We start from the raw sequence: 13,848 nt of genomic DNA on the forward strand, positions 1-13,848 counted from the left end.
AACCTGTTAAAAAATAAGCTATAAAGAGCAATCTCTTTACAGCTTATTTTTATATTCATTATTTATTATCGCTCACTAGTTGAGTGGCTGGCTTTAAAAAGAACCAAACAATTAACAAAGTTATTAGTGCTAATATAAAAGTACCCATATAAATGAAATGTACACTAGAAGCTAATGCCTCTTGCGAGTTGGTTACTACATTTGCAGTAGTTCCTCCATGTCCACCAGATGAAACAAGATCAAGGTGTTGAATACCATGTGCATGGATCATCGTGTTGAAAAGCGCCCCGAAAACTGCAGCTCCTAATGTTTGGCTAAACGTATTGATAAATGTATTTAGACCAATTGCTGTCCCACGCGTTTGATTTGAAACAGCTGTTTGAATCGTTACCATGTAAATAGGAGAAACAAGGCCCATTCCTAATCCAAATAATCCGACTCCAACATAAATAAGGAACGCTAGTGAATCTGTTGACAATGTAAATAATGTAAAGGCAGCAACTGACAGAACACTAACCCCAATTAGAATGATTTGTTTTGTATTTAAGCGTCCAACTAATTTACCTGAAAAAATAGTCCCGACTGTCCACATAACAGGAAGCGGCATTAAAATGAGTCCGGCATCTGTCGCATTTTTCCCTAATACACCTTGACTCCAAATTGGAAGATACATTGTAATACTTATAATCATTGCACCCGAAATAAGTGTTAGTATATTAATAACAGATAATGTACGGTTAGAGAAAAGTGCTAGCGGAATTAATGGTTCCGGAGATTTCTTCTCAATAAATATGAAAATAATGAATGACACAGCTGCAAAGAGTAACAGACCTATAATTGTCATGTCCCCCCAGTTGTTCTTACTGCTACCTGTTAATAACGCGTAAAGTAGAGCGATTGCACTTAGTGAGAAGACTGTTGCACCAAGATAGTCGATATGATGCTTAGCAGGCTTAATAGATTCTTTGTAATAAATGACAATCATTATACAAGCGATAATTCCAAATGGAACGTTTAAGAAGAAGATGTAGCGCCAAGAAAGAGAATCAACTAAAAATCCACCTACGAGTGGTCCGATAACACCAGAGATACCCCAAACTGCACTAATCCACCCCTGTGCTTTTGCACGGTCTTTCACTTCGCTATATAAGTCACCAATAATGGTCATTGTTATTGGCATAATAGCGCCAGCTCCTAGACCTTGAAGGGCACGAAAGACGATAAGCTGTTCCATCGATGTCACGACACCGCAAAGAGCAGAGCCGACTAAAAATATTGTAGCTCCAATAAGTAAAACTTTTTTTCGACCGAATAAATCGGCCAGTTTCCCGTATATTGGAGTCGAAACAGCAGTGGCCAGCATATAAATTGCATATACCCAACTAACGAGTTCGACGCCCGATAAATCACTTGTTATACGAGGAATTGCTGTACTAATAATTGTTCCTTCTACAGCAGAAAGGAATGTCATTAACATTAATGACATAATAACTTTTTTTCTCATAATTTCCCTCTAACTTCCATCTAGTAAATATATTCAATATATAACTTACCTTTAAATCTTCCAAATAACAAATCTAGTTTCCCTGTGTGAGGATTAATAACCTGAATGAACGGATGGTTTTTATTAAATAATATTAACTTTAATTGAATCTACGGCATTGTCAAATCCAAATAACGACTTTAGTATTCATTTTGACTTAGTTTGGATTGTAGATTGTGTGCTACCGTTGTTAATTCACCTTTCGTATATCGTCATTGGTATCCGCATAGGTTTTGATGAAAAACCCGTCAGTTTCTGACCATTCCGCATACAAAATATCTTGAATAGTAGTATAGCCTTCCTTTTGCAGTTCATCGTATAGCCATTCCTTTGACTTGCCCGTGTATTTTAAGATTTCTTCGTTAATTTCTCCTTCATCTACATACAGGAAATTAATTGCCTCGTCTTTTGGCTTTAAATTGAGCATGGCTGGTGTGACCATATCGAATTTAGCATACTTTTTTAAGCTGACAGTACCACCAGGCTCTAAGTACAAATCACAAACTTCCCGCAGTGAGAATACCCCTTGTTGCCGTAACATAATACGTAATTGCTCCATTTCCAAGTGATTGGCTTCTAGTTCTTTTAAGTTGAATTCGCCATTTTTGATTAAAATAGAAGTTTCCCCTTTCAGTAGAACCCTTAATTTATCGTAGCGCTGTGAAGAAATTTCGATAATAAATAACATTACGCCCCATACGGTCACTGCGAACCAGACGTGAAGCGGTGAAATTTTGTTATCATAGATGCTTTCTTCTAATATGCCACCAAGAACAATGGAATAAATAAAATCAAAGGGGGTGAGCTGCGATATTTCTTTTTTACCCAACAAACGCGTTACAAGTAATAAAGCAATGAACCCAAAAAATAACTTCGAGCCAATATTCACATATGTCATAAATTCAACTCCTCCAAGTGTGTTATTTAATTTTTTTTTTAAGCAAAATGAGGATACGAATGACGTATCCTCTCTGGTAATATTCCAGTGCATAGTTTGAGAGCCTATAGCGCTCACGTAAACTATGCAGGATGTTTAATTGTTTTCAAGCAGACACTAAAATTATTGATTCAAACTTCGCTAATTTTTCTCTCCTCGCAGTAGTGTCCTATACCCGTTCTGTGGAAATTCCCAACCTCTGAAGCGAAGCATTAAAGGTTTTTATTTAAACTTTTGACATTAGGATTCGTTTACTTAATAAGGTATAATATCCATATAATTTTAGTTTCTTAATTAACTAAATAGAAAAGGAAGAAATTATGAAGATTGGAAAGGGAACGGAAAATAATATCGAGGAAATTGAATCTTTATATAATGATTTAAATGATTACCTGGATGCGCATATAAATTACCCTGGATGGAAAAAAGGTGTCTATCCTATAAAGGAAACTGCAGTACATGGCATACAGGAAGGTAATTTATATGTGATGAAAGATGGGGATCATATTGTTGGCACTGTCATATTAAGACATGAGCAAGAAGCAGCTTATTCTAAAGCTAATTGGTATCATAATTTCGGTGATGAAGAAATATTAGTTATTAACACTTTTGCTGTCCATCCTACTTATATTAAAAAAGGAATTGGAACAAGACTTATGGATTTTATTATTCAGTATAGTAAAGAAATGAACATAAAAGCTATTCGTCTGGATGTATATGAAAAAAATAAACCAGCTATAAAACTTTATAGAAAATATGATTTTGAGTATATTGATACCGTTGATTTAGGGTACAGTGAATATGGTTTAGATAAATTTGAACTTTATCAAAAGCTACTATAAATTCAAGTTTTAACGAGCAGTTAGCTATACAGAGTAACTGCTTTTTTCCTTTTTAAAGTAATTTAACAATGCAATCTGCTTGCACCTATTATTTTTGACTAAAGTCAGTATTGATAGAAAATAAAGAATTGACAAAAAACATCAATTGATTTAAAGTAACGAATAATCGAATGGAGGAGATTCTATGCCGATTTTAAATCGCCTAATATTAACAACTACACATCATCATATCCGTTAGTCTTGCTATCTTTATTAATTTATTAATATTGAATAGGAAGACTATTTCTCATGAAATCGTATAACTAAGCCGAAGTTGGAGCTTATGTTTGTACGGTTTTTTTATTTTCTTAAAAACAAAGGAGTGACGAGGATGAAGAAAATGGATTATCAAAATGTTAGAGGAACACAAGATTATTTACCTGAGCAAGAGCTTATTCGTCGTAAAATTCGCCGCACATTAGAAGATACGTTTATCGCATACGGGTGTAAACCACTAGAAACACCTATTTTAAACTATACAAGTTTAATGGCTTCCAAATACGCTGGGGGTGCGGAAATTTTACAAGAGATGTATATGCTATCAGACAGAGGAGATCGTGAACTGGCACTACGTTATGATCTAACGATTCCATTTGCTAAAGTAATAGCATTGAATCCTACATTACCAATGCCATTTAAACGTTATGAAATTGGCAAAGTGTTTCGAGATGGTCCGATTAAAGCTGGAAGATTTCGCGAGTTTACACAATGTGACGTAGATATTGTAGGGGTCGATTCACAAGCAGCAGAGGCAGAATTGATGATGATGGCATTAGATGCATTTGAAAAACTGGAACAAGATGTTGTTATTCAATATAACAATCGCAAGTTATTAGTAGGCTTACTTAGTATTTTTGGAGTTAATGCCGATGTACAAAGTCAAGTTATTTTAATACTAGATAAAATTGAAAAAGTGGGAAATAACGCTGTTCTAACAGAATTAAAGGAATTAGGCTTAGACGCATCAGTATTAAAAAATATCGAACATTTTTTACAAGACAATAGAAAAAATACACTTACTTATTTCGGCCAATACGAGGAGCCTTTAATTCAAGATGGATTAGCTGAAATGTTAGAACTAGAACGATACTTAAATATGCTAGGCATTACAGAAAGTTGTTTATTTAATCCATTGCTCGCTCGCGGTCTAGAAATTTATACAGGCACGATTTATGAGATTTTCGTAAGCGATGGTCGAATGACATCAAGTATTGGTAGTGGAGGGCGCTATGACAATGCAATTGGCGGTCTTTTAGGAGGAACAGAAAGATTTGCCACAGTAGGTATTTCATTTGGCTTAGATGTTATATTCACAGCTATGATGTTGGGCGAACAAAAGAAACAGGAAACGTTAGTTGATATTTATATTATTCCAATAAATACAGTAGCGGAGTCTCTTGTATTAGCAAGGGCTTTGCGGAAAGAGTATCGTGTTGAAGTCGAGCTTAATGGAAAAAAATTAAGAAAAGCGATGGATAAAGCGAATCGTGACAACATTCCATTTGTAATTGTGTTAGGAGAAGAAGAAGTTACGGAAAATCAATATGTAGTAAAAAATATGGAGACCGGAGAGACCGTTATTAAAAAATTTGTTTTCGATACATGGATTTAGTATTTCTTAAATAACAGACGTAAGGGGATACATGATGGAAATTCGTATTTTAAATAAATTAGATGCTCAGTTGTATCAAGAGGTTCGATTAAGTGCATTACAAATCAATCCAGAGGCATTTGGTTCAACATATGAGCGTGAAGTAAACTTTTCATTAGAAACTGTAGCAGAGCGATTAGAACCAGCGAAGGATAAATTTGTCCTCGGTGCTTTTAATGACAATGGTTTGTTAGTTGGTATCGTTACTTTTATGCGCGAAAGCAGCCTGAAAACCCACCATAAAGGGAATGTTTTTGGCATGTATGTAGCACCAGAAGGTAGAGGGCGGGGAGTAGGCAAATTACTAATGCGTGAACTAATTAAGAGAGCGAAAAGCTGTGATGGTTTGGAGCAAATTAACTTAACGGTTGTCTCTAATAATATCTCTGCTAAGAAGTTATATATGTCTTTAGGCTTCGTGGTGTACGGTGTTGAACGAAATGCCCTTAAATTTAATAGACAGTATTTTGATGAGGAATTGATGGTATTACATATTTAATGGTGAACAATGTCAATTTTAAAGAATAATGCGGCAAAATAAACCACCCGTTATCGTGGGTGGTTTTAATGTGAAGAGAATATATATTGAATGACGGCTTACTTTTCTTTTATAAGTTGTAAAGTTCTATCCTTAATTTCCCAAATTTGATCAGCTACTCTCTCTACAATAAGCTGATCGTGAGAAGTAAAGAGCACTGTTCCTTTATAACCAATCAAAAACTTTTCTAACGCTTCAATTGTAGCCAAGTCAATAAAGTTTGTTGGTTCATCTAAAATAAGAATATTAGAAGGTTTTGCAAAAAGGGCTGCCAATGATATTCGGGTTGCTTCACCTCCACTTAACGAATGCAACGGTTTTCTAATATCGGCTTCTTCAAAACCTAAATTATTAAGAATAGCACGAATAAAACTTTCTTTATATTCACTCATTTTCATAAGATAATTTAAAATACTTGTGTCACCAATCAATTTATAATCCATTTGCTTGTAAGTGCAAAAAACTATTTTTGAGGACAGTGTTATTCCTTCATGGTTATTCATTATATAATTTAAGAAGGTCGATTTACCTACTCCATTATCTCCTACTATAGCAATCTTCTTTCCGAGAGGGAATTGGAAATCCTGGTCTGAAAGTAAAATGTTATCTCCTGCTTTAACTGTAACATTATGTCCTATTATTGGGAAACGATTATTTATTTCAAGCCCTTTTACTATCGGAAAAGAAATTTGTTTTGGTTCTTTTTCAATATGAATTTCCTCTAACATATCAAGTCTTTTCTCTATTGATTTAACGGTTTTCAACATACTCTTTTGAACGGTGTCTTTTTGTTTTGAGGAAGCTAAGCGATTGGGTTTAATACTTCTTTGCTTGTTTTTTTCACTAACAATAGAAATTTTTTTTGCTTGGATTTTTTTTACTTCTACCGCTTCTTGTAAACGCTCTTTTTCTCTTGATACTTTTTGATATTTTCTTTGTAGCTCTAATTTCTCTTGTCTTTTTTGTTCAATATATTGATCGTAATTCCCGTTAAATTCCTTTATAACCCCATTTTCAACTTCCCATATTTTAGTGGCTATTGAATTTATAAAATAGCGATCGTGGCTCACAAATATTAATGTACCGTAGTAATACTTTAATTCTTCAATCATTATGTCGATGCTAGCTCTATCTACGTGGGTAGTTGGTTCGTCTAAAAGAAGGCCCATTTTATATTTAGAAAGCAACTGTACCAAACGAAATTTTGATTGTTCTCCACCGCTAAGTGTCTCTACACTATTGTTAGGGATTTTCAAACGGCTAAGTAATTGGGAATCTAGATAGTCGGCATTTGTTTCTTCTTGTAATTCACCCATTTGTTCAAAGTAATTGAAATCAACAAATCTTTCAATGTTACCAATATCAGGTATAGTTATACCAGCAATTATATTTAATAAAGTCGTTTTCCCTTGACCATTTTTGCCTACAATACCAATGCGGTCATTTTGATAAACAGTTAATTCCTTAGTATCAAATACTTCTTTCTCCCCAAAACTAATCTGGACATTTTTTAATTTTAGAGCTAATGCCTCCATATTTATCCCTCCAGTCTCAAATGTGAAAATTTGTTACGTGTATAAAGAGGAAACCGTATTTCTACTTTCTTAGGACATACAACGTCAATATCATTCTAAATAAGTGATGGTTATTTCCATGGAAATAGAAGTGTAAAAGACATTTAAATTATGTTTGTTTGTACTATTAATTTGAAATAAGATTATCACTATTGGTTTTCTTTTCCATAGCAATTTTTTGTTTTAGTACTCTCCAAACCATATTTCCAACTAACTCTTCCTCTTCTGATTTAATACCAAAGAGTCTTATACATGTCATATGTATTAAACTCCGAACAATATTTAAATCAAACCGTTTTTCAATTTTTAATTTGTTATAGTAGCTGGATAATTCATTTTCCCAAGATGCAAGTAGATCTTTGGTAAAAACAAAATGGTTTGCTGCTAAATCCTCGTTTGAAGAAGCAGTAATATCACAATAAGCCAAATATTTATGTCTATTTTCTCGATAGTTTTTTGAAAAGTCCTTATTTGAATAGCCATCGTCCATAATTAGGAATTGTTGGTTAGTATCTCTGGTATAAATAGATAGTAGTTTAAACACAAGAAATATTGCATGATCAACTTTATCTATTTTCTCGTTTACTAAACATGAGCCTAACAAACTGAGAATAAGAGTACTATCAGCACAGAAAAAATCTTCTGCCTCAGTCATGACAGATAATCCCCCATACCTTTCGTATTCCGGATCATATTTTCCAGCACTATATTCAATAATATCCCCAGTTATAACACCTTTTTTTAAGTATTCATCTATCAAATTTATTTGGGAAGTAGGGGAGAATCTTAATCTTATATGATGCCTATCGTCAAAATAACGTATGAAAAATGAATTGTTTATCGCTCCAATGCCTTTAAGTTCTTTTACGAGTTCATATAAAAAAGTTCCTAAGAAATCGTCTTGAAGTTCATACGGTAAATATATATTAAAATGTTGCCAGTTAACTTTTCTCTCTAAATTGAATACTTCCTTGCTATGAAATAAAGGTTGTTCGATTAGTTTTTTTGGCTGTATCTTTTGTGATACAAAGTTAAAAACGAACTCAGATATATAATGATTTCCTTCAGGGTCAATTGTAACTAAATCTGAGAAATTCATTGAATTTTCCTCAAGATATATATTATAAGAACTATCCGTTTTATAAATATCCCATAAAATATCTAAGTCTTCTTTATGATTAGTATCAATTAATATTTTTTGGTCATTGCATCTTACAAAAAGTGAATTAGGTATTTCATAAATGTTTTTCATTTCCGTAAATTTATTAAAAAATTGATCTTGCGAAAGTTTATTTTCCATATAATTCTTTATCAACCAAGATTGAGGAAATAACTCAATTTCTTTAAAAAGAATCTTTGGGAAATGAATAAAGTCTTTCCGTATTTTTTGAATATCGAATAGTAAGGACATGATATTTGAATAATAGTAGTGACTCCAAAATAACAAGTCATTTAATATATGAGGTGAAAAATGTTCTATATTAGATACATTATATTGCTCAAACTTTACAATTTTTTCGGTTCCATCTATTAATGCAGAAAGTGTTAATTTGTTATTTTGAATGCTAATAAATAGTTGTTCTAATGAAACGGATTGATTATCTTCAGTAGTTCCGAATTGAAGATTTAAGTTACCCACATAGCAATCGTTCATAATATTATAGTAGTGCTGGTTTTTCGGCATATATTTAACGGTGACTACCTCTGTATTTGCTTCTAAAAATTTTCTTCTCTCAATATTTTTCGTCAGTGTAAAATATTCTTGATCTAAATAAGAAAAACGTCCTTCTAAGCGGCCCAGACCGTTATTTCCGGCATATGGTGTAAGCAATAATTTTAGTTTCTCATCATTTTTCTCTACATAAAAACAAGTTTGAATTGTTGGAGGAATTTCGCTTTCTATTTTTGCATCTTCAAAACTGAGGTTTGCTATATCTATCCATTCAGAATTCAATTTAGCTGCTGTAGAAGTTAGTGCTAATAATTGCGTTTTCAACTTCCTCTCTAGATCGGAAGTTGTACTTTCTAGCGAACAATTTTTCTCTCTGACTAATTGATAGCTCTTATAGAAATCTAAAAACTTTACTTTTGTATTTCCATATTTCTCTTTAAAAAAGTGCACATCAGCTTGATATCTATCGCTTAACGGTACACGTTTTGCATATGAGGATAGAAAATTTATTAAAGGCAAGACTGATTTTTCTATAGCACTTTTATTTAAATTAAGATTAATTACCTTTGTTTCACTATCAAAGCGTAGATAATTTTGACTTATAATAATCGATGAAAGTAATTCCTCCAATTCAATGACAGTATCTATGTTGAAATTGCTGATTGAATTATTTAGATTCCTTATTAAATTTCTTACTTTGGTTATAGTAGCTTTTGGAAAATTATAGTTTTTTTCTTCAAGATACTGAATTAAAAGGTTGAAGTTTTGAATGAATGTTAAATTGTCTAGGTCAGTAATTAAATATCCTCCTAGTACCAACTGTTTTACTACACTTAATAAGATTTTAGATGGTAAAAGGATATTATTTCTTTCTGCTAGTTTTTTGGAAAGTTCTTCAAGAGATAAAGCCTTCTTTGAGCTATCCCGAATTGCTTCAATAAGATTGTTTATATGGATTTTATTTGTATTAAACTTTTTATTATCATCTGATGTCCAATTATTGTATATAAAATTTGAATTTTGATATACCACATTAGAATTCCAGTTAATTTGTAAGCTATCTAAATTCTCTATTTTTATAGTTGAAATAAATTTACTTATCCATTCAGAGTCAACACTCGTATAAACGTTGAAATCGTTTTGAATAATCATTTGATTCCTTGTATTATTTTTTTCATCCATTTTATTGAAACTAACAGAAGAAAATAATCCGAAAGGTGTTGCTCTATATCTAGATCTATTTTTATATTTTCTTTTAGCTAATGTAGCTTTATGAAAATTGTCGTTCTTTTGTAGCTGATGATATAAACTACTGGAACTAATAAAAAGCTTTTTATCAAACCAACTATCAAATAAAGCCTCGTCAGTTGATTGGTTTGCTGTTCTTACATTTGTATATGGCATCATTTCGTACATTTTATTCACCTCTAATTTTAAATTTTTTAAATAAGAGAGGATCACAATTGAAATATTCTTATGAAGTTTTAACTTTCTCTAATCCGCTATGCTCCAGTATGTAATCCAGCATTCGATTAAACATCACTTCATGTTCGCGAGCTTCAATATGCCCAACAAACTCAATTGTCTTTATTACTTCTAAAATAGAACTTTGATCATTGCTTATTTTTATGTCATAGAACCCTTTAAATATTTTAAACAGTACTTTTTCAAAGAAATCGCTATCATTCAGTTGTATCGTGTTTAATAATTCAATCCATTTATTTGTATAAAATGAATCTTTTTGTTCAAAGGCTAAGATTAATGCATTTACTACAAGTCGAAAGCCTTCGTTTCCATAAGGCCTAGTTTGACTATATTTATTAAACCTTTGAATACAACGCACAAGAATGGCATCAATTAATTCTAATGAAAAAACATACATACTATTTGTAAATAGTACAAGCTCATAATGAGTCCAAAATTCTGTACTGATTAAATATTTGAATAAACTACTTTTTTTGCCATCAATTTCTTGCCCCAACAATCTACAAATCCTGAAATTTAGAAGATCGGTCATATGCTCATTTTTTAAACCGGTAAAATCCGCCTCTAGTTTCCTCCTTAAAGAGCGCAATTCTTGAATGTCTTGAATTCTATATGCTCGAGATAGTTCCTTTAAAAAGCAAACTACCTTATCACTTGCATAGTTACTATGAATTAAAAAGAATTCATTAGGAGAAATATGTAACCTATCCATAAATAAGGATAGGTTAAGAATACTAGTGTCAGTTTGACCGCTTGCAAAACGATGATAAGCAGCTCTAGTTACTATGCCGTCACAAAGATCTTTTATTTTAATATTTTTACCTTCTCTTATCATTTCAATTGTAGGACCAAACATTTAAAAACCTCCTAAAATGTATATATTTGTATACATTTTACCATCAAATCAAGTTTATTCTCTATTATCAAGCTTATAAACAGCAACGTTTATTCGATTTGAAAATTCAATATGAGTTGGAAGGAGGTTTTGTAAGATGGGTGGATGGATTGATATTTTCTATGTAATTACTCTATTTATTTAATGAGTAACTAGGAGGGGAATGAATTTGAAAAAATCTGTAATTTTTGGAATTAAAAATAGAAATACATTCCTTTTGATTTCTATTCTAATTGTTTCAACATTTATCGGGACAATTATTCAATTTATTAAAGGGGATTTATTTCAAGGGGCACTGGATCAGAATTTAGATAAAGTCTCTACTTATATAATGATTTTCGGTGTTTTAATTTTAATAGAGGTTTTATTCTATTTTATTGAATGGAAATACGAAAATCACTTAGTTAGAGATACATTTGCGAAACTCAAAAATTCAATCATTAACAATGTAATAAAAACTAAAGACTTTTCAAATATAAAGATGAAAAATGAAAATAATTTAAATACGCTAACTAATGTTGTCGATAGTTTAGAGTATCTCTATTATAGAAGTTTTTTCGATGCTTTTTATTTAACACTAAGAATAGTATTCGTAACAGTATCTTTACTTATAATAAATGTCTATATTGGTTTGATCGTAATTGCTTTTATGTTTTTACCTTTATTAGTTACTAAATTATTTAAAGATAAACTGGCTAATCTTGAAAAAAGCTTTCTAAATCAAAAAGGGGATAACCTCAACTTCTTTAAAAATCTACTGGATAATTTAAAGTACGTAAGAATTTTGAATGCTGATGTTCTTTTTCGAAATAGATCTAGAGAACAAATTCATAAAGAAAGAGATGCCGGGTTAAAAACTGAAAATTATAAAGTTACATTAAATACTTTTTATTCGTTGCTATCATATTTATCGCATTTCTTAATTTTAGCTATTTCGGTTTTATTAATAATTAAAGGTCATATAACACCGGGTGTTACTATTACTCTTTTAGGTTTGGTAGAACAATTAAGTATGCCGATTTTATCACTTTCAAGAAGCATTAATAATATTAACAGCACGAAGAAACTAAGAACGGATATTAATTCAAGTCTCTACAAAGATATAGATGATCAAGAAACGTTTATTAGCTATAAGAACGCTATTTCAACTAAAAAGTTATCATTTAAATTTGATAATACTGTTTTCAATTACAATGATATAACTTTCCTAAAAAACAACACACATATTATTACAGGTCAGAGTGGTTTAGGGAAATCTATATTTTTGGAATCCATACTTGGTTTGCTGAAGAGCAGCCACGGTGGGGAAATTTGTTATGACAACAATAGTCTTAAGTTTGAAAGTAACCCATTCAGAGACATTATGTACGTCATGACTGATAACAACCTTTTTGATGGATCACCAATATTTAATATTCTATTGCGAGACGAATATAGTGATGAAGAACTAAATTATATGAAAAAATTCTTATCAGAAGAGAAGCTTTTAAGTAAGGACGTAACAAAACTCTCTAGTGGCGAAAAGAGAAGATTGCTTATATTGAGGGGATTAATGTCGGATAGATCCACTTTAATATTCGACGAACCTACATCTAATCTCGATAGTCTGAATAGTCAAATATTTTGGGAGGAACTTTTAAATATAAAAGATAGAACAATAATCGTTGTTTCTCATAATACACCTGAGGATATCTACGACAAATTTGATATAAAATACGATTTTACAAGTTATGTCGATAAGGAGTCGGTAGCTTAATGACTAAAGTAATCACAATAAAGGAAGAAACTTTGGAAAAATTTTTCGAAAAATTCGGAATTTTTATCAAAAAGAGTGATTCCAAAATAGTTATTATAGATATTTATCCGCCATTACCAAAAGAGATAAACTCGCACACTATTATTAAAGCAAATGGTAAAGCACCCGATTTTACTAGCAACTGGTTAGTTGGTGAAAACCTAGTAGAGTTCGATGATGGGAGTCAATGGATTTTAACCCTAGGAGACTTTGATTGGAATCAGATCATTTACAAAAATTTTACTAGTAATAATCATTTGTTTATACAATGTATTAGTTTTGATGTAATTCCTGAAATAGATGAAAAAGTTTATAAGCGAAATATAGTTATAGATTTAAGAGTTAATTTCGGTGGGGAATTGCAAAAAATGATTAATTACTATAAGTGGTTTGTTTATATTTGTAAGAAATATTCTATTTCTCATAAATATATACTGGTCTCAAATTCGACATGTAGCTCAGCGGAGTTATTTACCGATAAATTCAAAAATGATGAAAATGCAACGATCATTGGTAGTAAGACCTATGGAAAGAAGTATATATATAAACAAATTACCACACCAGATAAAAAGGTTCTTATTCCTATGTTGAAAATAGAAACTGACTTTAACATTGATATTAATTTTAATTTCGATTATTACTACGCCATTAAAAGTAAATCTAATACTCGATACTACAAGCCTCCAGAAATATTGATGCTTTAGTTATAGATTTAAACACTTAAAGGAGGTGAAGACTCATGAAAAAATGGATTAGCCCAAAAATGGACGCGCTACAAATTACAAAGTTCGATAATAAAATTTTATCAATCGAATCAGCTCTATACGCAAGCGGAGGACACCGTGGGGAGTTAACACGCAACTAATATTACTAACAT

General features: G+C 31.6%; 11 protein-coding genes. 6 read left to right on the top strand and 5 right to left on the bottom strand.

Annotated features, from left to right (window positions below):
- Positions 1 to 58: 58 nt before the first annotated feature.
- Positions 59 to 1,504 carry an MDR family MFS transporter gene (locus tag ACIQXJ_RS19375; protein ID WP_403056588.1) on the bottom strand — a complete coding sequence of 482 codons (1,446 nt, stop codon included), beginning with the start codon at positions 1,502 to 1,504 and terminating at the stop codon, positions 59 to 61.
- 229 nt (positions 1,505 to 1,733) lie between these two features.
- A complete protein-coding gene (locus ACIQXJ_RS19380; RefSeq protein WP_403056591.1) occupies positions 1,734 to 2,441 on the bottom strand; it encodes a DUF421 domain-containing protein in 708 nt (235 codons plus the stop codon).
- A gap of 359 nt (positions 2,442 to 2,800) precedes the next feature.
- On the opposite strand from ACIQXJ_RS19380, the gene ACIQXJ_RS19385 reads away from it, so the two are divergent.
- The 3 genes from ACIQXJ_RS19385 to ACIQXJ_RS19395 all read left to right on the top strand — a co-directional run bounded on the left by ACIQXJ_RS19385 (position 2,801) and on the right by ACIQXJ_RS19395 (position 5,511).
- Positions 2,801 to 3,322, top strand: a complete 522-nt coding sequence (locus ACIQXJ_RS19385) for a GNAT family N-acetyltransferase (protein ID WP_403056594.1) — start codon at positions 2,801 to 2,803, stop codon at positions 3,320 to 3,322.
- A gap of 370 nt (positions 3,323 to 3,692) precedes the next feature.
- Complete coding sequence (locus ACIQXJ_RS19390; protein WP_403056596.1) at positions 3,693 to 4,973, top strand: histidine--tRNA ligase; 1,281 nt, start codon at positions 3,693 to 3,695, stop codon at positions 4,971 to 4,973.
- 31 nt (positions 4,974 to 5,004) lie between these two features.
- Positions 5,005 to 5,511 (top strand): GNAT family N-acetyltransferase, encoded by a 507-nt coding sequence (locus tag ACIQXJ_RS19395; protein ID WP_403056599.1) that lies wholly within the window; start codon positions 5,005 to 5,007, stop codon positions 5,509 to 5,511.
- Positions 5,512 to 5,609: 98 nt separating this feature from the next.
- Here the strand turns inward: ACIQXJ_RS19395 and abc-f are convergent, their stop codons facing one another.
- From abc-f to ACIQXJ_RS19410, 3 genes are all read right to left on the bottom strand, one after another.
- A complete protein-coding gene (gene abc-f, locus ACIQXJ_RS19400; protein WP_403056602.1) occupies positions 5,610 to 7,085 on the bottom strand; it encodes a ribosomal protection-like ABC-F family protein in 1,476 nt (491 codons plus the stop codon).
- A gap of 166 nt (positions 7,086 to 7,251) precedes the next feature.
- Positions 7,252 to 10,212: a lantibiotic dehydratase gene (locus ACIQXJ_RS19405; protein WP_403056605.1), complete on the bottom strand. Its 2,961-nt coding sequence runs from the start codon at positions 10,210 to 10,212 to the stop codon at positions 7,252 to 7,254.
- A 58-nt stretch (positions 10,213 to 10,270) separates the two neighbouring features.
- Positions 10,271 to 11,137: an Rgg family transcriptional regulator gene (locus ACIQXJ_RS19410; protein WP_403056608.1), complete on the bottom strand. Its 867-nt coding sequence runs from the start codon at positions 11,135 to 11,137 to the stop codon at positions 10,271 to 10,273.
- Positions 11,138 to 11,345: 208 nt separating this feature from the next.
- Here ACIQXJ_RS19410 and ACIQXJ_RS19415 point away from each other — a divergent pair, with 208 nt between their 5' ends.
- The 3 genes from ACIQXJ_RS19415 to ACIQXJ_RS19425 are packed head-to-tail and all read left to right on the top strand — an operon-like array spanning position 11,346 to position 13,836.
- Positions 11,346 to 12,932: an ABC transporter transmembrane domain-containing protein gene (locus ACIQXJ_RS19415; protein WP_403056611.1), complete on the top strand. Its 1,587-nt coding sequence runs from the start codon at positions 11,346 to 11,348 to the stop codon at positions 12,930 to 12,932.
- Positions 12,932 to 13,675, top strand: a complete 744-nt coding sequence (locus tag ACIQXJ_RS19420; RefSeq protein ID WP_403056614.1) for a S41 family peptidase — start codon at positions 12,932 to 12,934, stop codon at positions 13,673 to 13,675. The genes ACIQXJ_RS19415 and ACIQXJ_RS19420 overlap by 1 nt, the downstream gene beginning before the upstream one ends.
- A gap of 35 nt (positions 13,676 to 13,710) precedes the next feature.
- The gene (locus ACIQXJ_RS19425) at positions 13,711 to 13,836 is read left to right on the top strand and encodes a hypothetical protein (protein ID WP_255702601.1); all 126 of its coding nucleotides are present in this window, start codon (positions 13,711 to 13,713) and stop codon (positions 13,834 to 13,836) included.
- The last annotated feature ends 12 nt before the right edge of the window (positions 13,837 to 13,848 follow it).

Source organism: Lysinibacillus sp. NPDC097868 (assembly GCF_044761135.1).
In the GTDB taxonomy this organism is placed as follows: Bacteria; Bacillota; Bacilli; order Bacillales_A; family Planococcaceae; genus Lysinibacillus.